General features: G+C 52.0%; 18 protein-coding genes, 1 tRNA gene and 1 riboswitch. Of the genes, 17 read left to right on the top strand and 2 right to left on the bottom strand.

Features of this window, described 5'->3' with window-relative positions:
- Positions 1 to 87 precede the first annotated feature (87 nt).
- The 13 genes from MKX63_RS03555 to MKX63_RS03495 all read left to right on the top strand — a co-directional run bounded on the left by MKX63_RS03555 (position 88) and on the right by MKX63_RS03495 (position 13,776).
- Positions 88 to 1,536, top strand: coding sequence for a tetratricopeptide repeat protein (locus MKX63_RS03555; protein WP_341015320.1), 1,449 nt, complete (start codon positions 88 to 90; stop codon positions 1,534 to 1,536).
- A gap of 49 nt (positions 1,537 to 1,585) precedes the next feature.
- Entirely contained in the window at positions 1,586 to 2,539 is a 954-nt protein-coding gene (gene trxB, locus MKX63_RS03550) for a thioredoxin-disulfide reductase (RefSeq protein ID WP_341015318.1), read from the top strand.
- 49 nt (positions 2,540 to 2,588) lie between these two features.
- A riboswitch (TPP riboswitch) is annotated at positions 2,589 to 2,695 on the top strand.
- A 151-nt stretch (positions 2,696 to 2,846) separates the two neighbouring features.
- Positions 2,847 to 4,547 (top strand): phosphomethylpyrimidine synthase ThiC, encoded by a 1,701-nt coding sequence (gene thiC, locus MKX63_RS03545; protein ID WP_341015317.1) that lies wholly within the window; start codon positions 2,847 to 2,849, stop codon positions 4,545 to 4,547.
- 162 nt (positions 4,548 to 4,709) lie between these two features.
- Entirely contained in the window at positions 4,710 to 4,937 is a 228-nt protein-coding gene (locus tag MKX63_RS03540) for a DUF1858 domain-containing protein (RefSeq protein ID WP_341015315.1), read from the top strand.
- A gap of 14 nt (positions 4,938 to 4,951) precedes the next feature.
- A complete protein-coding gene (locus MKX63_RS03535) occupies positions 4,952 to 6,214 on the top strand; it encodes a DUF438 domain-containing protein (protein WP_341015314.1) in 1,263 nt (420 codons plus the stop codon).
- A 172-nt stretch (positions 6,215 to 6,386) separates the two neighbouring features.
- Positions 6,387 to 7,337 carry an ROK family glucokinase gene (locus tag MKX63_RS03530; protein ID WP_341015313.1) on the top strand — a complete coding sequence of 317 codons (951 nt, stop codon included), beginning with the start codon at positions 6,387 to 6,389 and terminating at the stop codon, positions 7,335 to 7,337.
- A 45-nt stretch (positions 7,338 to 7,382) separates the two neighbouring features.
- Positions 7,383 to 8,282: an RNase adapter RapZ gene (gene rapZ / locus MKX63_RS03525; RefSeq protein ID WP_341015311.1), complete on the top strand. Its 900-nt coding sequence runs from the start codon at positions 7,383 to 7,385 to the stop codon at positions 8,280 to 8,282.
- Positions 8,283 to 8,339: 57 nt separating this feature from the next.
- A complete protein-coding gene (locus MKX63_RS03520) occupies positions 8,340 to 9,281 on the top strand; it encodes a gluconeogenesis factor YvcK family protein (protein ID WP_200869550.1) in 942 nt (313 codons plus the stop codon).
- Between the two features lie 18 nt (positions 9,282 to 9,299).
- Positions 9,300 to 10,229, top strand: coding sequence for a DNA-binding protein WhiA (gene whiA / locus MKX63_RS03515; RefSeq protein WP_036690073.1), 930 nt, complete (start codon positions 9,300 to 9,302; stop codon positions 10,227 to 10,229).
- A 97-nt stretch (positions 10,230 to 10,326) separates the two neighbouring features.
- On the top strand, positions 10,327 to 10,596 hold the full coding sequence (locus MKX63_RS03510; RefSeq protein ID WP_036690075.1) for an HPr family phosphocarrier protein: 270 nt from the start codon (positions 10,327 to 10,329) through the stop codon (positions 10,594 to 10,596).
- Between the two features lie 147 nt (positions 10,597 to 10,743).
- Positions 10,744 to 11,499, top strand: coding sequence for an SIMPL domain-containing protein (locus MKX63_RS03505; RefSeq protein ID WP_341015310.1), 756 nt, complete (start codon positions 10,744 to 10,746; stop codon positions 11,497 to 11,499).
- Positions 11,500 to 11,860: 361 nt separating this feature from the next.
- A complete protein-coding gene (locus MKX63_RS03500; protein ID WP_341015309.1) occupies positions 11,861 to 12,973 on the top strand; it encodes a PdaC/SigV domain-containing protein in 1,113 nt (370 codons plus the stop codon).
- A gap of 164 nt (positions 12,974 to 13,137) precedes the next feature.
- On the top strand, positions 13,138 to 13,776 hold the full coding sequence (locus tag MKX63_RS03495; protein ID WP_341015307.1) for a GDSL-type esterase/lipase family protein: 639 nt from the start codon (positions 13,138 to 13,140) through the stop codon (positions 13,774 to 13,776).
- 75 nt (positions 13,777 to 13,851) lie between these two features.
- Here the strand turns inward: MKX63_RS03495 and clpP are convergent, their stop codons facing one another.
- Both clpP and MKX63_RS03485 read right to left on the bottom strand, forming a co-directional pair.
- Complete coding sequence (gene clpP, locus MKX63_RS03490; protein ID WP_036690083.1) at positions 13,852 to 14,448, bottom strand: ATP-dependent Clp endopeptidase proteolytic subunit ClpP; 597 nt, start codon at positions 14,446 to 14,448, stop codon at positions 13,852 to 13,854.
- Positions 14,449 to 14,641: 193 nt separating this feature from the next.
- Positions 14,642 to 14,716: transfer RNA gene (locus MKX63_RS03485), tRNA-Arg, on the bottom strand.
- A 292-nt stretch (positions 14,717 to 15,008) separates the two neighbouring features.
- Here MKX63_RS03485 and MKX63_RS03480 point away from each other — a divergent pair.
- From MKX63_RS03480 to tpiA, 4 genes are all read left to right on the top strand, one after another.
- Positions 15,009 to 16,061, top strand: coding sequence for a sugar-binding transcriptional regulator (locus MKX63_RS03480; RefSeq protein WP_341015305.1), 1,053 nt, complete (start codon positions 15,009 to 15,011; stop codon positions 16,059 to 16,061).
- 116 nt (positions 16,062 to 16,177) lie between these two features.
- Entirely contained in the window at positions 16,178 to 17,188 is a 1,011-nt protein-coding gene (gene gap, locus MKX63_RS03475; protein ID WP_036690087.1) for a type I glyceraldehyde-3-phosphate dehydrogenase, read from the top strand.
- Positions 17,189 to 17,326: 138 nt separating this feature from the next.
- On the top strand, positions 17,327 to 18,508 hold the full coding sequence (locus tag MKX63_RS03470; protein WP_341015303.1) for a phosphoglycerate kinase: 1,182 nt from the start codon (positions 17,327 to 17,329) through the stop codon (positions 18,506 to 18,508).
- Between the two features lie 27 nt (positions 18,509 to 18,535).
- Positions 18,536 to 19,291: a triose-phosphate isomerase gene (tpiA, locus tag MKX63_RS03465; RefSeq protein ID WP_036690091.1), complete on the top strand. Its 756-nt coding sequence runs from the start codon at positions 18,536 to 18,538 to the stop codon at positions 19,289 to 19,291.
- Positions 19,292 to 19,293: the final 2 nt, after the last annotated feature.

The following is a 19,293-nucleotide window of genomic DNA, read 5'->3' as shown; positions in this document are numbered from 1 at the left end:
TGAAGAAGACAGCCGAGACCATAAATGGAAACGATCAGGTAAGGTGTAAGGCTAGGGAAGCTGACAAAAGGGAGGTGCCTTGCTTCCATGATTGAGAGAACTTCAGAGAATGTCGCGGAGAACAGTAATGTCATTCCGGTCACTCTGGATGCCAATTTTTTCTTTGAAAGAGCCGTTCGGTCGCTGGACCGCTTTCAATATGATAAGGCATTAAGAAATTTTCGCAAAGCTGTTGAATATGAGCCGGACAATCCGGTGAATCATTGCAATATGGCGGGTATATTATCTGAGATGGGCAATTATACCGCATCTAACGAGATTCTTATCCATGTTCTGGAGAAGATCGACCCCGCTATGACGGAATGCCATTTCTACATGGCTAATAACTTCGCTAATATGGAAAGCTTTGAAGAGGCGGAGCGTTCGCTGGTCACTTACTTGGAAGAGGATGCTAACGGCGAGTTCATGACCGAATCCGAAGAACTGATGGAGCTGCTGCAATATGAGCTGAACCGGCCTGCTCCGCTGGTGCGTATCCGCAGCCGTGAGGGAGTCGTAGAGCATGACCGGGCGCGCAGTCTGCTGGAGGAGGGCAAGTTTCCTCAGGCTGTAGAGCTGCTGGAGGAGATCACTGCGGGCACCCCGGATTTTTTGGCTGCGCACAATAATTTGGCACTCGCCCATTTCTATATGGGCCGGTTCGCCAAGGCGAAGGAATGTCTCAACGAGGTATTGAAGCAGGACCCCGGCAATCTGCATGCTCTGTGCAATATGGCCATCTTCCTGCAGTATGCAGGGGACAAGGAGCAGCTTGAGACGCTGCTGGGGACGCTTGAAGCAACGGTGCCGTTCCATCAGGAGCATGTATTCAAAATGGCTACAACTATGGGTATCCTGGGCCGGCATACCGCTGCTTACAGCCATTTCCGCCGTCTGCTGAAGGACGAGGAGGTCGCCGCAGACGCCGGCCTGTATCATTACTGCGCGGCAGCGGCATGCAATAGCGGAAGACATGATGAGGCGCTGCGCTGCTGGAGACAGGCAGCCAAGCTGGACCCTGCTTCCGCTGTCCCGGCGTTCTTCCTGTCCCAGCTCCAGCAGGCCCGGGCAGAAGGACACCCTATGCCTTCTGTCAGCTATAATTATCAGCTGCCCTTCCAGGAGCAGCTTAAGCAGTGGAAGGGGAATACGGGCAGGTTCACTGAAGAAGTGCGGAATAATCCGCTGCTGCGGGCCTCGTTCTTCTGGGCACTGCGCTACGGCGATTCCGCTACGAAGCTTCAGGTGACCGAGGCGCTCCGCTGGATTGAGGACGAAGAGATGTCCGAGGTGCTGCGCGGGGTTCTGGAGCAGGAGCCGCTGCAGGAGGACCGACTGCAGGAGGCGGCGTTATTCAGCCTTCAGCGGCTGATCGGGGAGAACCTGAATGAAGCCGGCGGTTCGCCCGGCGAAGAGCAGGAGCCTGCGGCTGCTCCCGGACCCAAGGGGATACTGCCCGGAACCGGCGGCTTCTCGCCGTCCACTACCCGTATTTGAAGCTACTTTTGTTCTAAGACACACACCTACTTGTAAGGAGGCCAATGTAATGTACAAAACGATTGTAATCGGAACAGGCCCGGCCGGGCTGACTGCCGCGATTTATCTGGCGCGTGCGAATCTGAGCCCGCTGGTAATTGAAGGCTTGCAGCCGGGAGGACAGCTGACAACGACGACAGAAGTGGAGAACTTTCCAGGCTTCCCTGAAGGGATTCTGGGTCCGGACCTGATGGACAATATGCGCAAGCAGGCGGAACGCTTCGGCGCTGAATTCAAGAACGGCTGGGTGGAGTCGGTGGACTTCTCACAGCGTCCGTTCAAGGTAACCGTGGACGGGATGGGTGTACTGGAGGCAGAATCGGTTATTATCTCAACCGGAGCCTCTGCAAGATATCTGGGCATCCCGGGCGAGCAGGAGAATGTGGGACGCGGGGTCAGCACCTGTGCGACCTGTGACGGCTTCTTTTTCCGTAATAAAAAGATTGTCGTCGTCGGCGGCGGAGACTCCGCCATGGAGGAAGCCAGCTTCCTGACCCGCTTTGCGTCCAGCGTAACGCTGGTTCACCGCCGTCCTGAGCTGCGTGCCTCGAAGATCATGCAGGACAGGGCCCGTGACAACAGCAAGGTAGCCTGGGCCTTGAACCGCACACCTGTTGAGGTAACAGTAGGAGAGACCGGAGTGAAGGGCCTTACAGTGCTTAATAATGAGACAGGTCAGACAGAGCTGGTAGAGGCAGACGGTGTGTTCGTAGCCATTGGACACACCCCTAACACAGCTTTCTTGGGCGGGCAGATTAACACGGATGCTAATGGCTATATCGTGGTGAACCCGGGTACCACCGAGACTAACATTCCGGGTGTATTCGCCTGCGGCGATGTGCAGGATACCCGTTACCGTCAAGCGATATCGGCAGCGGGAACCGGCTGTATGGCCGCCATGGATGCCGAGAAGTTCCTGGAAGGCACGATGGTGCACGACTGGAGCGAATCGCTGGACAAATAACGGGTTTACAAGAATTACCCGCACAGGTAAAATGTATTTAATTAGATAAGATACCCACTAGGGGAGCCTGAATAGGCTGAGACGGGAAAATTGAATTTCCGGACCCTTGAACCTGATCTGGATTATACCAGCGTAGGAAAGTGGAGTCGGACCTTTTTTGAATACAGTCTTATTTGGCTGTTCCTTTAATAAAGCCGCTCCAGGTGGAGCGGCTTTTTGATTTGTAAGAATCTATAGATTCTTCAGCTCAATCTGCTGCGTAACCTCTTATCTGATGATTGTACAGAACGAAGAGGAGGAGATTGAAATGACAGGAACGGGTAAGAACGAAGAGGTGGATCTGTCCGGATTCCCCGCAAGCCGTAAAGTGTATGTGGAGGGCTCACGCCCGGATATCCGGGTTGCGATGCGGGAGATCAGCCTTAGCAGAACCGAAGGCGTTGCCGGAGAAGAGGAGAATGCTCCGCTGCGTGTCTATGACACAAGCGGTATTTATACGGATGCCGCAGAGGAGACAGATATTAGGAGGGGGCTGCCGCCGCACCGTTCAAGCTGGATCACGGAGCGCGGTGATTCGGAGGAATATACCGGAAGGGCGGTCCGGCCGGAGGATAATGGAATCCGCAGAGAAGGGACTGCCGCCGAAGCTTGTCCAGGACTGAGCAGGAATCCCCGGCGGGCCTATACAGGCTGTAATGTGACCCAGCTGCATTATGCAAGGCAAGGGATCATCACGCCGGAAATGGAGTATATTGCGATCCGGGAGAATATCCGGCCGGAGTTCGTAAGGGATGAAGTGGCTGCGGGCCGCGCCATTATCCCGGCCAATATCAATCACCCGGAGAGTGAGCCGATGATTATCGGACGTAACTTCCTGGTGAAGATCAATGCGAATATCGGAAATTCGGCGGTCACTTCTTCTATAGAAGAGGAAGTGGAGAAGATGCGCTGGGCGACCCGCTGGGGGGCTGACACCATTATGGATCTCTCCACCGGCTCCAAGATCCATACTACCCGGGAGTGGATTATCCGCAATTCTCCTGTGCCGGTTGGTACAGTGCCCCTATACCAGGCGCTGGAGAAGGTGAACGGCATAGCCGAGGACTTAACCTGGGAGCTCTACCGTGACACGCTGATTGAACAGGCGGAGCAGGGGGTGGATTACTTCACCATTCATGCCGGGGTGCTGCGGCGCTATATTCCGCTCACTGCCCGGAGAATGACCGGCATCGTGTCCCGGGGCGGATCAATTATGGCCGCCTGGTGCCTGGCTCATCAGCAGGAGAACTTTCTGTACACACACTTCGAAGATATATGTGAGATTATGAAGACGTATGATGTGGCCTTCTCCCTTGGGGATGGCCTGCGTCCCGGCTCTATTGCCGATGCCAATGACGAAGCTCAGTTTGCCGAGCTGGAGACGCTTGGAGAGCTGACGCTGCTAGCCTGGAAGCACGATGTTCAGGTCATGGTCGAAGGTCCGGGGCATGTGCCGCTGCACAAGATTAAGGAGAATATGGACAAGCAGCTTGAGATTTGCCGGGAAGCTCCTTTCTATACGCTTGGGCCGCTGACTACGGATATTGCACCCGGCTATGATCACATCACTTCGGCCATCGGAGCAGCGATGATCGGGGGGCTCGGAACGGCGATGCTATGCTACGTTACCCCTAAGGAGCATTTAGGCCTGCCTGACAAGAATGATGTGCGCGAAGGGGTCATTACCTACAAAATTGCTGCACATGCCGCAGACCTCGCCAAGGGACATCCGGGAGCGCAGGACCGGGACGATGCCCTGTCCAAGGCGCGGTTCGAGTTCCGCTGGCGCGACCAGTTCCATCTCTCCCTCGACCCGGAAAGGGCGCTTGCGTATCATGACGAGACCCTTCCGGCGGAGGGGGCCAAGCAGGCGCATTTCTGCTCGATGTGCGGTCCTAAATTCTGCAGCATGCGGATTTCGCATGATATCCGTAATTCCCATAGGGTGGAGCAAATCACTGTAACTTAGCTGCTAATACAGCGGAATCATAACATTCTCAGGCTATCCCCCAACCTAAATAGCATGCGGGGATAGTCTTTTTGTAGTTAGTGATTACAATCACAATCCACCCCTGTACCCTATGCTAAGCTGAAGTTGAGAAGAATTCTCATTAGTGAGGTGTGCAAAAGGATGAGCAAAGCGTTGAAGCTGGATGAATCGGTCTTTGAACTGGTAACCAGGCACCCGGAAATTGTTGAGATTATGGTGGAGCTGGGTTTTCGTGATATTGCGAAGCCTGGAATGCTGCAGACTGCAGGACGATTCATGACCCTGTCCAAAGGAATGAAATTAAAGAAAATAGAGCTGGAAACCGTTCGGCTGGCCTTTCAGCGGCATGGTTTCGAGATTATAGAATAGAAGGGGAGATTACGATGAGCGAACTGATTAATAACCGCGAGGTCGATATTCCGGAACAGACGCGCCGCCAGGCTATGCTGAAAGAGATCATCAAGGAGCTGCATGCAGGCAAAAGCGTGGAGGAGGTTAAGGCGCGTTTTGAAGAGGCGGTAGGCGATGTTACGGTGGAGGAAATCTCCGCCATGGAGCACTCCCTGATGACCGAGGAAGGCATTCCGGTAGAGGAAGTACAGCGCCTCTGCTCCGTGCATACGGCTATTTTCAAAGGCTCGATTGAACAGATTCACCGTTCTTCTAAGCCCGAGGAGCAGCCAGGTCATCCCGTGCATACGTTCAAGCTGGAGAACCGCGAAATCGAGCGTCTGGTCAACTTCCGGCTGGAGCTGCATGCGGATAAATTCAAGAAAAACGCGAGCGATGAGATTATTTTCAAGCTGCTGGAGGACCTGAGTCTGCTGCTCGATCTCGACAAGCATTACAGCCGCAAGGAGAATCTCCTGTTCCCTTACCTGGAGAAGTACGGCATTTACGGTCCTACGAAGGTAATGTGGGGAGTCGATGACGGAATCCGCAATATGATCAAGGAAGCCAAGAAGGCGCTTAGCGCCTATAACGGGGACAGCGGGCAAATTATAGCCGCACTTGAAGAGATTATTAAGGAAGTCAATGAGATGATCTTCAAGGAAGAGAATATTCTGCTCCCGATGGCGCTGGATAAGCTGACTGAGGATGAGTGGGTCAAAATTGCCCGTGAAAGCGATGAAATCGGCTTCTGCCTGACTGCGCCTGAACGGGAATGGATACCGGAACGTGCAGCGGAGCCAGAGGGCGCCGATGTTCCGGCGGGAGAAGGGGAAGGCCTGTCTCCGCAGGGCTTCATCCGGTTCGAGACCGGACTGCTGTCGCTCCACCAGCTGGAGACGCTGATGAATCATCTGCCGGTGGATCTCACCTTTATCGATGAGAACGATGTCGTCCGCTATTTCTCGCATGGCAAGGAACGGATCTTCGCCCGGACGAAGGCTGTCATCGGCCGCACCGTGCAGAACTGCCATCCGCCGCAAAGCGTGCATGTTGTTGAGAAGCTGCTGGCGGACTTCAAGGCTGGAGTGAAGGATGCCGAGGATTTCTGGATTAACATTAAGGATAAATTCATCTATATCCGTTATTTCGCCGTGCGGGATGCAGACGGCCGTTATATGGGGACGCTGGAATTCACCCAGAATATCGCACCGATCCGTGCCCTTGAGGGCCAGAAGCGAATTTTGTCGGAATAGCATATTTATTATAGAAGAAACATTTGGACTTTCACGCGAGCAGCGGCGCCTGAGAGTCTTTTTGCTACGCCGTGACCCGGGTGTATCGCCTTTCCTTGACCGCAGGGGAGGCTTCTATTATAGTGGGTACGTAGGATTAACTATTTTAGCATAGAAAAAGGTGGCTTGTTACATGTCTGAACATATCTACGTTGGCGTGGATTTAGGTGGTACCACGATTAAGGTTGGAATCTGTAATGCCGAGGGAAGCCTGCTGCACACTTACGAAGGTCCGACAGGGACTGCGGATGGCGTCGATGCTGTCATCGATAATATCGAGAAGTATGTACGCCAGATTGTGGAGGACTCTCCGTATTCCTGGGACCAACTGGCTGGTGTAGGTGCGGGACTGGCCGGATTTACGAATATTCGTGAAGGAATCATCATCCTTGCGCCTAACATAGGATTTAGAGATGTGCCGATCCGCTCCATTCTGGAGGGTCGTCTGAACAAGCCAGTCAAAATAGACAATGATGCCAACGTGGCAGCACTGGGTGAAGCCTGGAGCGGGGCAGGCCGCGGTATTGAGAACTGTGTCTGCTATACGCTCGGTACGGGTGTCGGCGGCGGTATTATTATTAATGGTAAAGTGTATCAGGGCTTTGCCGGCCTGGCCGGTGAGCTGGGACATATCTCCGTAGTGCCTGATCTGGAAGCGATCCAGTGCGGCTGCGGGAACATGGGCTGTTTGGAAACCGTTTCCTCAGCGACAGGCATTATCCGTATGGCGAACGATGCTGTAGCACGCGGAGATCGGACCTCCTTGTCCACCGTTGAAAAAATCGCTGCGAAGGAAGTATTCGATGCCGCCAAGACTGGCGATGAGGTTGCGCTGCGGATTGTGAACCGGGCAGCCTTCTATCTGGGCAAATCGATGGCTTCCGTTGCTGCGGTGCTGAACCCTGAAGTATTCATCGTCGGGGGCGGGGTCTCCAAGGCAGGCGACATCCTGTTCGATGAAGTCCGCCGGGTGTTCGCTAAGCTGGCACCTGCCCCACTGCAAACCGGTGTTACGATTGTACCTGCAGCACTTGGCAATGACGCCGGTATTATTGGTGCGGCAGGTCTGCTCCTGCGTTCTTAAAAGACCGGAATTATTCATATACTAAACATAGGGAGGGATGCTGTAATGACCGACCTCGAGCAAACCCTGCCCGCCCATGCCACCCTGATTATCATTACAGGCATGTCGGGTGCGGGCAAGACGATTGCCGTGCAGAGCCTGGAGGATCTGGGATTCTTCTGCGTCGATAATCTTCCGCCTGTGCTAATCCCGAAATTCGCAGAGCTGATTGAACAGTCCAAGGGTAAAATCGCCAAGGTGGCGCTGGTCATCGACCTCAGGGGGCGTGAATTCTTCACCGCCCTGTCGGAGTCCTTGGCCTATATCAAGGACGAGTCAACGATCGGGTGTGAGATCCTTTTCCTGGATGCCACAGATTCGGTGCTTGTACAGCGTTACAAGGAGAGCCGGAGGCATCATCCGCTTGCTCCCAAGGGCATGCCGCTGGACGGCATCCGCATGGAGCGCCAGATGCTGGAGGAGCTGAAGAATTCGGCTACCCTGTGTCTGGATACCAGCAGCATGAAGCCAGTGCAGCTCAAAGAAAAAATAGTGTCTCGCTTCTCCCACCTCGGGAAAAGCACCCTCTCGGTTAACATTACTTCTTTTGGATTCAAGTATGGGATTCCGATCGATGCTGACTTGGTGTTCGACGTCCGCTTCTTGCCTAATCCGCATTATGTGGACCAGCTGCGGCCCAAGACAGGCCAAGACAACGAGGTGTACGACTACGTAATGAAATGGCCTGAAACGCAAGAATTCCTGACCAAGCTGCTGGATATGCTTCAATTCCTTATTCCGCAATACCGCAAGGAAGGCAAATCCCAGATTATTATCGGCATCGGTTGTACCGGCGGCAAGCACCGTTCGGTAGCCATCGCCGAATACCTGGGCAAAATGCTGGGGGTTAGCGAGACGGAAACGGTAGCAGTCAGCCATCGGGATTCCGAACGCGACCGGCATTGATGAGAGAAGGGATGAATAGTGGCTGAAGAACAAGGACAGCGTCCGAAGATCGTCGTGATGGGCGGCGGGACCGGACTCTCCGTGATGCTCCGGGGGCTGAAAGAGAAGCCGCTGGATATCACGGCGATCGTAACTGTCGCAGATGACGGGGGAAGCTCCGGGATTCTGCGCAGTGAGCTGCAGATGCCGCCGCCAGGAGATATCCGCAACGTACTTACAGCTATGGCTGACGTTGAGCCTCTGATGGCGCAGATTATGAAGTACCGCTTCAGCAGCGGAGAAGGTTTAGCCGGACACAGCCTAGGCAATCTGATTCTGGCTGCACTGACCGATATCTCGGGGGACTTCGTTACAGCAGTCCGGGAGCTGAGCCGTCTGTTCGCCGTTCGCGGCCGGGTGCTGCCTGCAGCCGGAGAAGCAGTAATCCTGCATGCCGAGATGGCGGATGGGACGCTGATTACCGGCGAATCCAAAATCCCGGAGGCAGGCGGCGTCATTAAGCGCGTGTTCCTGGAGCCTGTGGATGTGGAGCCGCTGCCGGAGGCGCTGGAGGCTATCCGCAACGCAGATGCTATTCTGCTCGGACCGGGCAGTCTGTATACCAGCATTTTGCCGAATCTGCTGGTACCTAAACTGGCGGAAGCCGTGGTGGCATCAGAGGCCATTAAGATTTTTGTATGCAATGTAATGACTCAGCCGGGTGAGACAGATAATTACACGGTGAATGACCATCTACAGGCCGTATATGACCATATCGGGCTGCATCTGTTCGATTATGTGATCGTGAATGACGGGGAGATCCCGGAGCAGGTGCAGATCAAATACGCCGAGAAGGGCGCCCGTCCGGTACAGCTTGACCGTGAGGCTGTAGACGGTAACGGGTATAAGGTGATTGCCGACAAGCTGGTATTATTTAAAACCTATTTGCGGCATGATACAGATAAGCTCAGTCACCATATTTTCCAGCTGGTGAAGGATTGGATTGACAGAAAGAGTTAAATGAAAGAGGTGAGCCCCTTGTCTTTTGCGGCCCTTACCAAAAAAGAGCTGACGATGGTCGAGAGTCCGCCCTGCTGCGAGAAAGCGGAAATGTCAGCGCTGATCCGAATGAACGGTTCGGTGCAGCTTTCGAGCAAAAAGGTGGTTCTCGACATTTCGACGGAGAACGCCGCGATTGCAAGGCGGGTATATTCTTTGCTTAAGAAATATTACCAGGTCCATATCGAGCTGCTCGTGCGTAAAAAAATGCGTTTGAAGAAGAATAACGTCTATATTGTAAGAATCCCGAACCAGGTCCAGGAGATCCTGAAGGATCTGCGGATTGTCTCTGAGGGCTTTATTTTCACGGATGGGATTGATGAGGAGATTGTCGGCAAGAATTGCTGCAAGCGCGCCTATCTGCGCGGGGCCTTCATGGCCGGCGGTTCGGTTAATAACCCGGAGGGCTCTTCGTACCACTTGGAAATCGCTTCCATGTATGAGGAGCACTGCAAGGCGCTCGTTGAGCTGGCTGGTGAATTTCACCTGAATGCCCGCTGCATAGAACGCAAAAAAGGCTTCATCCTATACATCAAGGAAGGCGAGAAGATTATCGAGTTCCTCAGTCTGATCGGCGCTCATCAGGCGCTGTTCAAGTTCGAGGATGTGCGGATCATGCGTGATATGCGTAACTCGGTCAACCGGATTGTGAACTGCGAAACGGCCAATCTGAACAAGACGATCAGTGCGGCGGTACGCCAGATTGAGAACATCAAGCTGCTTCAGCGCGAGGTGGGTCTGGAAAGTTTGCCGGATAAGCTGCGGGAGGTTGCCGAGATCAGACTGGCTCACCCGGATATTAACCTCAAGGAAGTCGGGGATATGCTGGGTGGGACGGTCAGTAAATCGGGTGTGAACCACCGTTTGCGCAAAATTGATGAGCTGGCGGACAAGGTCCGCGGCGGCTGATTATTTTTTTTCTAGTGCGGTATGCGTTATAATGATATAATATTATAAAATTAATGTGAAATTTTTGGGCAGATCTCAAATAGGGGGTAAGCGTTTCATGACAAAGCACCCGGTAGTTGTTCGGTTGAAGACGGGGCTCCATGCTCGGCCGGCAGCATTGTTTGTGCAAGAAGCTAATAAGTTTTCGTCGGAGATTTTCGTGGAAAAAGACGATAAAAAAGTGAACGCCAAGAGTATCATGGGCATTATGAGCCTTGCGATCAGTTCCGGTACGGAGATTCATATCAGCGCAGACGGTGCAGACGCGGAACAGGCTGTAACCGCTTTGACCAGTCTGGTAAGCAAGGAAGAGCTCGAAAATCAATAAATGCAATATGGTCTTACCAAAAGCCCTTAGGGGCTTTTTTTCATACCGGAATAAAAAAAAATATTGTACATTGCTGATGCAACTTTTACCATGCTGTCCCGTCTAGAGGGTACTAACACTTAAACGAATCGAAAGGGGATGGCAAGCATGAGAAGATGGGGTAAATCGATTGGAGCAGTATTGCTGGCAGGGAGCTTGATGATTGGAGGAATGGGGTTGAGCGGAGTGCTGAAGGGACCTGAAAAGGCTTACGCTGACGAGGTGCAGAAGAACATTGTGAGCGTGGTGGGCAAAGGTGAGCTGTCGATTAAGCCGGATATCGCTTATCTCTCTATCGGTGTGAGCACTACAGCGGATACTGCACAGGAGGCACAGAAGGGTACAGCGGCGAAAATCTCCAAGCTGACGGCATTGTTCAAAACCACTTGGGGTATAGCCGACAAAGACATCCAGAGCAGCCAGTTCAACGTACAGCCTAATTACACCTACACGGAGAAGGACGGCCAGAAGGTCAAAGGCTATAATGCCCAGCACACTCTGGAGGTATCGTACCGTGATCTGACGAAGGTTGGGCAACTTTTGGACGCAGCCTCTGCGGCCGGAGCGAACAACATCGGCAATGTGCGGTTTGCCATTGAAGATCCCTCTGCCTTCGAAGCACAGGTGATTGAGAAGGCTATGCAGAATGCAGACGTCAAAGCAGCAGCCATAGCCAAAGCGGCGAAACGGGGAGTGGGCCAGGTGGTTACGGTGATTCAGAGCGATGACGGTAATCATCCGGTAGTCTACGCTGAAGCAGCAATGATGCAGAAAGCGTCAATGGATACTGCTGCCGGCAGCTCTGTTGAACCGGGGCAGGTCAAAGTCACTACCCAATTAAATGTAACGTATGAACTGAAATAAACGTTTCGCATGAGGCGCTTGCTCTGCTGATTTGGCAGGGCGGGCGTTTTTTAAAATATAAGAATTTATATGCTTTACGCTATAAATTATCCTTCTATTTCTCGCTGAAACGGTACCTCCCTTTCAAAGGACGGCTAAGCCGTTTCCACTTGTATCGTTTCAACTTGGCGGTGAATTATTATTGAAATCTCTCAATTTGTTTATATAGTGGTAACAATATCTTTAGATAGAACCTTCAAAATTAAAGAAACTGTAAAGCGGATTGTAACAACCCCGGCGTCCATTCTCCCTATAATAGGAAGAGTGGAAATGAGGAACACAACTAGACCAGACACAGAACCGGATGAGAGGAGAAGCAATAATGACTAAGAACTCGACTTCAAAAAACAACGCCCGCCGATGGGGTGCAGGAATACTTGCCGCAGGGTTGCTCCTTGGGGGAACAGGAATCTTCCCGTCAGGGACGACGGAGGCTGCAGCTGCTGCTGCCCAGACGAAGGCTGACACTTCTCAGGTGGTGCTGAAGGTAAACGGTAAGATTACTTCACAAACGGGGCTGTTCAAAGAGGGAAAGGTATGGGTTCCGGTAACCTTCATGCGTGATTCGCTTGGCATGCCGCTGTCCTATGACAAGGCAGAGAAGGCGTATACCATTGGAACAGGCACTGCCCAGACGAAGCTAACTACTACAGACTATGGCATTACGATCAGCGTCAATAACTATTACATCGGAGACTATGAAGCGAAGCAGTGGAATAACAAGCTGTTCGTTCCGATGGATCTGCTGAATGATTACCTGGGCTATAAAAGCGACTGGAGCGCGGCCTCAGGACGGCTGAACTTGATGAAGAGAACGCAGAATGCAGTTACGATTAAGACCGCCAGCTATGTGAAGGATCATAAGGATGCCCCGATCCGCCTGGACTATCCGCAGGTTAGCGGCCTGGCCAGCCCGGAAGCTGAGAAGGCTATCAATGACGCGATCAAACAGACGGTGTTGAAGTTCGCAGCCGATGCCGAGGATCAAATTACTAAGCGGGCAAAAGATGACCGGCCCTATGAATTCGATGGCGGATATGTAGTCACTTACAATCAGAATGGCGTGCTCAGTCTGATTACGAATCAATATGAGTATACCGGAGGCGCACATGGTATGACCTACCGCAATGCGTTCACCTTCTCGCTCAAGGACGGGAAGCGCCTGCTGCTGGGCGATCTGTTCGGAGCGAATCCGAATTACAAGAAGCAGATGAATGCCGAAATTACCAAGGAATTCAAGAACTTCAGCGGAGGTTATCTCGGCGGATTCACCGGCTTGAACACCGAGAAATACTTTTATCTGAGAGACGGCAAGGTAGTGCTCTTCTTCCAGCTGTATGATTACACGGTATATGCCGCAGGCTTCCCGGAATTCAACTTCAGCTTCAAGGAACTCCTGCCGGACGGAAGCAGTCCGTTCACAGCGCTGAAATAATAGACCTTCATAAGAATACCCTAGAATGCCCTTGTACCTTCTCCGGGAGATGCAGGGGCATTCTTCATGTGCAGGGCCTAATCAGCTTGCCCTGCCGTTACCACTTCACCCGGATAGTCATAAGCTATAGAAGGCAAGCAGCTTATAACGGGGAGGGGAAGGTTATGGTCTATGCGTATACAGCGATCGGGGATTCACTAACAACCGGCTTCGGTGCGCTGCCCGGGAACGGCTTCGTCCCCGTCTACCGGCGGATGGCGGAAGGGAGGCTGGGCACGCCGGTGGTGCCGGCGAATCTTGGTGTCAACGGTCTGACCACCGGGGGGCTTAGGCAACGGCTGAGGAGCTCCAATACCTACCGGGCGGCGGTGAAGGATGCACAGATCATTACGTTGTCCATTGGCGGCAATGACTTGATTAAAGCAGCCCGGGCAGCCGGGCCCCGGCCCGGTGAATTCCAGGGCTTGCTGCAGCAAGCGCTTAGGGACTGCAAGCGTAACTACAGCGACATCATGGGTAGCCTGACACAGCTCAAGGCAGGTTCCCGCAGCCCCTACATCCTCCGGATGGTCGGCCTCTATAACCCATATCCGCAGATAGATGAGGCAACAGAGTGGGTGCGGGATTTCAACCGCTATGCCGCAGGTTACAGCAGTAATAACGTAGGGTTTGCTTCGATATATCATGAATTTGCCGGCAATGAGCGGGGGCTGCTGTTCCTGGACCATATTCACCCGAACGGCAGAGGCTACCGTGTAATTGCAGGCAAGCTCGATGCCCTGGGGTACGGAGGCTTGAGGTAGGCATGAAGAAAGAGGCTGTAACATGACCGGACCGGTCTGTTACAGCCTCTTCGTGTATTCATTTGGATAGATTACTTATACGCCTGTCGGCAGAGTCTTCTCAATTACCTTGTCCACGATACCGTATTCAGCAGCGTCTGCAGCGCTCATGAAGTAGTCGCGGTCAGTATCCTTCTCGATCTTCTCCAGCGGCTGGCCTGTACGCTCGGACAGGATGCGGTTCAGCTTCTCACGCAGCTTGATGATGCGGCGGGCACGGATCTCGATATCCGAAGCCTGGCCCTGGGCACCGCCTAGCGGCTGGTGAATCATGATCTCGCTGTTCGGCAGGGCAAAGCGCTTGCCCTTGGCACCGGCGTTCAGCAGGAACGCTCCCATGGAAGCGGCCATACCTACACAGATGGTGGATACATCCGGCTTAATGTATTGCATTGTATCGAAGATTGCCATACCCGCTGTGATGGAACCGCCTGGGCTGTTCACATACAGGTGAATATCCTTATCCGGGTCCTCGGCAGCCAGGAAGAGCATTTGTGCGATGATGGAATTGGCTACCACGTCATTAACCTCCGTTCCAAGGAAAATGATGCGGTCCTTCAGCAGGCGGGAATAGATGTCATAAGCGCGCTCACCGCGGTTGCTCTGTTCTACTACCATAGGAATATAACTCACGTGGAAAACCTCCTTGAAATTGGTGCTTCGAATGTGTTCATTTTTTACTGTTACCGTATTAACCACATGATAAACAAATTCAAACAAAAAGTCAAAGAAAGTCAAACTTACTTTCAAAAAAAAGAGCCCTCAAGCGGCTCATTGGTTAAATATAATATATCCGGCACTAAATTATGTACAAGCTTGAAAATAATGGCGCGCCCGCCAAGAATCGAACTTGGATCTCAGGCTTCGGAGGCCTACGTCATATCCATTGGACCACGGGCGCAACAGAAATTATTATAATACACATCTCAGATAAAAGCAATGTGTATTAAGCATGCTGCTCAAAAATAGTTTTGTCCCCCTCTATTAAGAGAGCCGGAGATGTGCCTCCTGCCTGCTGCGTGCCGGACAAGCCCATGCATAAGATGAAAGCGGGCTGAGAATTATAGTCTCGGAACACTTGCACTCGACGTCAGTTTTGGGTAGAATATGGGTGGGACTTAAAAAGTTAACCCGGGACATTTTGAGACCACGAACAGGGGATAAGAGAAAGACGAAGTTGCAGGAGTGAAAGCATGCGTAATCTATTGGAAATCCAAAAGCAGCTTCTGCCTGATCTCATGGAAACCCTTAAGAGACGGTATACGATTCTACATCAGATCATGCTGTCCGATATTATTGGGCGCAGGACGCTAGCCGCTTCGCTTGATATGACCGAGCGGGTACTGCGCGCCGAGACGGATCTTCTGAAATCGCAGGGGCTCATTGAGATCGAGAGCGTCGGTATGCGCATTAGCGATGCCGGTCGCAGACTGCTTGACCTGCTGGAGCCGGTCGCCAAGAGCCTATTCGGCCTGGATGATCTGGAAGAGAAAATTCGTACTACGTACGGTCTCACCAAAGTAATTGTGGTACCTGGCGATTGTGAGACATCGCCGTTCACCAAGCGTGAACTGGGGCGCGCAGGCTCCAAGGCACTGCTCAGCGTACTGCGCAGTGACGACACGGTTGCCGTCACAGGCGGATCAACCCTGGCCGAGATGGCCGATCAGCTGACCCCGCCGCTATCCCTTTCCTATAAGAACGCCTGGGTTGTTCCGGCGCGCGGAGGACTGGGAGAGAGCATGGAGATACAGGCCAACACCATTGCTTCAACCATGGCCAAACGGATTGGCGCCAATTACCGTCTGCTGCATGTGCCCGATCTGCTTAGCGGAGACGCTTATCAGTCGCTTGCGCAGGACTCCAATATTGGAGAGATTGTACAAATTATCCGCAGATCGCGTATTATTGTACATGGAATAGGTGATGCCATTGAAATGACCCACCGCCGCAAGCTGGACTCCGGGACAATCTCAGAGATTCAGGGTGAGGGTGCTGTAGCCGAATCCTTCGGATACTACTTTAATGAGGACGGCGAAGTGGTTCACACTATGCTGACCATGGGGCTGCGCCTGGAAGACATTATCCGCACAGAAGTCGTTATCGGTATTGCCGGCGGCAAACGTAAGGCGAAGGCCATTCATGCGATGCTGCGGTTCGGGCAAGAGGATATTCTCGTCATCGACGAGGCGGCGGCTGTCGAAATCGGCAAGGAAATCGACACACAGCTACAAAAGGTCCTATAGATTCCATTAAATGGGGCGCGCACAAAGGGTTTATGCATTATACTTAACATTGTTGTCTTGACGAGCCTCACGGCCTGTCTTGAATAAATAAAACGAACTCTAGGAGGAACTATTCAATGAGTGTAAAAGTTGGTATTAACGGTTTTGGACGTATTGGACGCCTTGCATTCCGCCGTATTCAAAATGTAGAAGGTATCGAAGTGGTAGCAATCAATGACTTGACTGACGCTAAGATGCTTGCTCATTTGCTTAAATATGATACAACTCAAGGTAAATTCCAAGGCGATGTTGAAGTGCATGACGGCTTCTTCAAAGTTAACGGTAAAGATGTTAAGGTTCTGGCGAACCGCAACCCTGAAGAGCTTCCTTGGGGAGAGCTTGGCGTTGATATCGTTCTGGAATGTACTGGTTTCTTCACAACTAAAGAAGCCGCTGAGAAGCACCTGAAAGGCGGAGCTAAAAAAGTAGTTATTTCCGCTCCAGCTACAGGCGACATGAAAACTGTTGTGTACAACGTTAACGATGACATCCTTGACGGTTCCGAAACAGTAATCTCCGGTGCATCTTGCACAACGAACTGCTTGGCTCCTATGGCCAAAGTTCTGAACGACAAGTTCGGTATCATCGAAGGTCTGATGACTACTATCCACGCTTACACAGGTGACCAGAATACTCTTGATGCTCCACACGCAAAAGGCGACTTCAGACGTGCCCGCGCTGCTGCTGAGAACATCATCCCTAACACTACCGGTGCTGCTAAAGCCATCGGCCTGGTTATTCCAGAACTGAAGGGCAAACTTGACGGTGCAGCACAACGTGTGCCTGTAGCTACAGGTTCCCTGACTGAGCTGGTTACTGTTCTGGATAAGAGCGTAACCGTTGAAGAAATCAATGCAGCCATGAAAGAAGCTTCTGACCCAGAAACTTACGGCTACACTGAAGATGAAATCGTATCTTCCGACATCAAGGGTATGACTTTCGGTTCCCTGTTCGATGCAACTCAGACTAAAGTACTGACTGTTGGCGACAAACAGCTGGTTAAAACTGTTGCTTGGTACGACAATGAAATGTCCTACACTGCACAGCTGGTTCGTACTTTGGAGAAATTCGCTAAGCTTGCAAAATAAGACAGTTTTCATATAAGCACTACAATAGAGCGGAAACAAGGAAAGTCTGTTTCCGCTCTTTCTAAATGAACTGAAATGGATTCGTTTGAAAATGGCTTCGTGAAGGAACCAATTTTGGGTGTGGAGGAAATGTTAATCATGAACAAAAAAAGTGTCCGTGATGTAGAAGTAAAAGGCAAACGCGTATTCGTGCGCGTGGATTTCAATGTGCCAGTGGAAGACGGCAAGATCACTGATGATACCCGTATCCGCGAAACCCTTCCAACAATTAAATACCTGATTGAGAACGGTGCAAAGGTCATTCTGGCCAGCCATATGGGCCGTCCTAAAGGTGAATTCGTTGATTCCATGCGGTTGACTTCCGCTGCAGTCCGTTTGTCTGAATTGCTCGGCAAACCGGTAGCCAAGGCGGATGAGGCCATTGGCGAAGCGGTAAAAGCGAAAATCGCTGAACTGAACGATGGCGATGTGCTTGTGCTTGAGAATGTCCGTTTCTACAAAGGCGAAGAGAAGAATGATCCTGAACTGGCTAAGCAGTTCGCTGAACTGGCTGACCTGTTCGTCAATGACGCATTTGGCGCAGCTCACCGTGCCCATGCTTCGACAGAAGGAATCGCTCACTTCCTGCCTGCAGTATCCGGTCTGCTAATGGAGAAAGAATTGTCCGTTCTCGGTAAGGCACTTTCTAACCCGGAACGTCCTTTCACGGCCATCATCGGCGGCTCCAAGGTTAAAGACAAGATTGACGTTATCGATAACCTGCTGAATCTGGCTGACAATGTACTGATTGGCGGCGGCCTCTCTTACACGTTCACCAAGGCTCAAGGCTTCGAAATCGGTAAATCCCTGGTAGACAACGACAAGATTGATGCAGCGCTTGGATTCATCGAGAAGGCCAAGAAGCTGGGCAAGAACTTCGTGCTTCCTGTTGACGTTGTAGTCGCTGACAAGTTCGGTGCAGATGCCAACACCAAGATTGTAGATGCAACCGAGATTCCTGCTGACTGGGAAGGTCTGGACATCGGTCCTAAGACTCGTGAAATCTATGCCGATATTATCAAAAACTCCAAGCTGGTTGTATGGAATGGACCGATGGGTGTATTTGAAATTGACATCTTCGCTGAAGGTACAAAGGCTGTAGCTCAGGCTTGCGCTACTACCGAAGGCTACACTGTTATTGGCGGCGGCGATTCCGCTGCAGCTGCTGAGAAATTCCACCTCGCAGACCAGATGGATCACATCTCCACTGGCGGCGGCGCATCGCTCGAGTTCATGGAAGGCAAGGCTCTTCCAGGTGTAGAGGCACTGAACGACAAGTAATACCGAAGAGGGAGGCAATACATCACTATGAGTAGAACACCTATTATTGCAGGCAACTGGAAAATGTTCAAAACCGTTCCGGAAGCCGAAGGCTTCATCGCTGAAATCAAAGGCCAGGCGGAAGTAGCAGGCGTAGAGACTGTTATCTGCGCGCCATTCACTAACCTGCCTGCACTGGTTGCAGCAGTACAAGGCACCACCATCAAGATTGGTGCACAGAACCTGCACTTCGAAGATAACGGCGCTTATACAGGTGAGATCAGCGGCGTAATGCTGAAGGATCTTGGTGTAGAGTATGTTATTATCGGTCACTCCGAACGCCGTGCTTATTTCGGTGAGACGGACGAAATCGTCAACAAAAAAATGCATGCGGCATTCCGTCACGGCATTACTCCAATTGTCTGCGTAGGCGAAAAGCTTGAAGAGCGTGAAGCTGACCAGACTAAGGACGTATGTAAGGTTCAGACTGAAGCTGCATTTGCCGGTCTTAGCGCAGAGCAGGCAGCAAGCGTAGTTATCGCTTACGAGCCAATTTGGGCGATCGGCACAGGTAAATCCTCCACTTCCCAGGATGCCAACGAAGTTATTGCTTATATCCGTACCCTTGTTAAAGGCCTGTACGATGAAGCAACAGCTGAAGCGGTACGTATCCAATACGGCGGCAGCGTGAAGCCTGAGAATGTAACGGAGTACATGAGTCAAAGCGACATCGACGGCGCTCTAGTCGGCGGTGCCAGCCTGCAGCCTGCTTCCTTCGTTTCACTCGTTGAGGGGGCGAAGTAAGA

This window comes from Paenibacillus sp. FSL R7-0179, assembly GCF_038002265.1.
Lineage (GTDB): Bacteria > Bacillota > Bacilli > Paenibacillales > Paenibacillaceae > Paenibacillus_AQ.
This window is presented reverse-complemented; position numbering and strand designations above follow the sequence as displayed.

What these genes read in the sequence shown, in the direction of transcription:
- MKX63_RS03555 (WP_341015320.1), top strand. Translation starts at nt 88, where the DNA reads ATGATTGAGAGAACTTCAGAGAATGTCGCGGAGAACAGTAATGTCATT.
- trxB (WP_341015318.1), top strand. Translation starts at nt 1,586, where the DNA reads ATGTACAAAACGATTGTAATCGGAACAGGCCCGGCCGGGCTGACTGCC.
- thiC (WP_341015317.1), top strand. Translation starts at nt 2,847, where the DNA reads ATGACAGGAACGGGTAAGAACGAAGAGGTGGATCTGTCCGGATTCCCC.
- MKX63_RS03540 (WP_341015315.1), top strand. Translation starts at nt 4,710, where the DNA reads ATGAGCAAAGCGTTGAAGCTGGATGAATCGGTCTTTGAACTGGTAACC.
- MKX63_RS03535 (WP_341015314.1), top strand. Translation starts at nt 4,952, where the DNA reads ATGAGCGAACTGATTAATAACCGCGAGGTCGATATTCCGGAACAGACG.
- MKX63_RS03530 (WP_341015313.1), top strand. Translation starts at nt 6,387, where the DNA reads ATGTCTGAACATATCTACGTTGGCGTGGATTTAGGTGGTACCACGATT.
- rapZ (WP_341015311.1), top strand. Translation starts at nt 7,383, where the DNA reads ATGACCGACCTCGAGCAAACCCTGCCCGCCCATGCCACCCTGATTATC.
- MKX63_RS03520 (WP_200869550.1), top strand. Translation starts at nt 8,340, where the DNA reads ATGGGCGGCGGGACCGGACTCTCCGTGATGCTCCGGGGGCTGAAAGAG.
- MKX63_RS03510 (WP_036690075.1), top strand. Translation starts at nt 10,327, where the DNA reads ATGACAAAGCACCCGGTAGTTGTTCGGTTGAAGACGGGGCTCCATGCT.
- MKX63_RS03505 (WP_341015310.1), top strand. Translation starts at nt 10,744, where the DNA reads ATGAGAAGATGGGGTAAATCGATTGGAGCAGTATTGCTGGCAGGGAGC.
- MKX63_RS03500 (WP_341015309.1), top strand. Translation starts at nt 11,861, where the DNA reads ATGACTAAGAACTCGACTTCAAAAAACAACGCCCGCCGATGGGGTGCA.
- MKX63_RS03495 (WP_341015307.1), top strand. Translation starts at nt 13,138, where the DNA reads ATGGTCTATGCGTATACAGCGATCGGGGATTCACTAACAACCGGCTTC.
- MKX63_RS03480 (WP_341015305.1), top strand. Translation starts at nt 15,009, where the DNA reads ATGCGTAATCTATTGGAAATCCAAAAGCAGCTTCTGCCTGATCTCATG.
- gap (WP_036690087.1), top strand. Translation starts at nt 16,178, where the DNA reads ATGAGTGTAAAAGTTGGTATTAACGGTTTTGGACGTATTGGACGCCTT.
- MKX63_RS03470 (WP_341015303.1), top strand. Translation starts at nt 17,327, where the DNA reads ATGAACAAAAAAAGTGTCCGTGATGTAGAAGTAAAAGGCAAACGCGTA.
- tpiA (WP_036690091.1), top strand. Translation starts at nt 18,536, where the DNA reads ATGAGTAGAACACCTATTATTGCAGGCAACTGGAAAATGTTCAAAACC.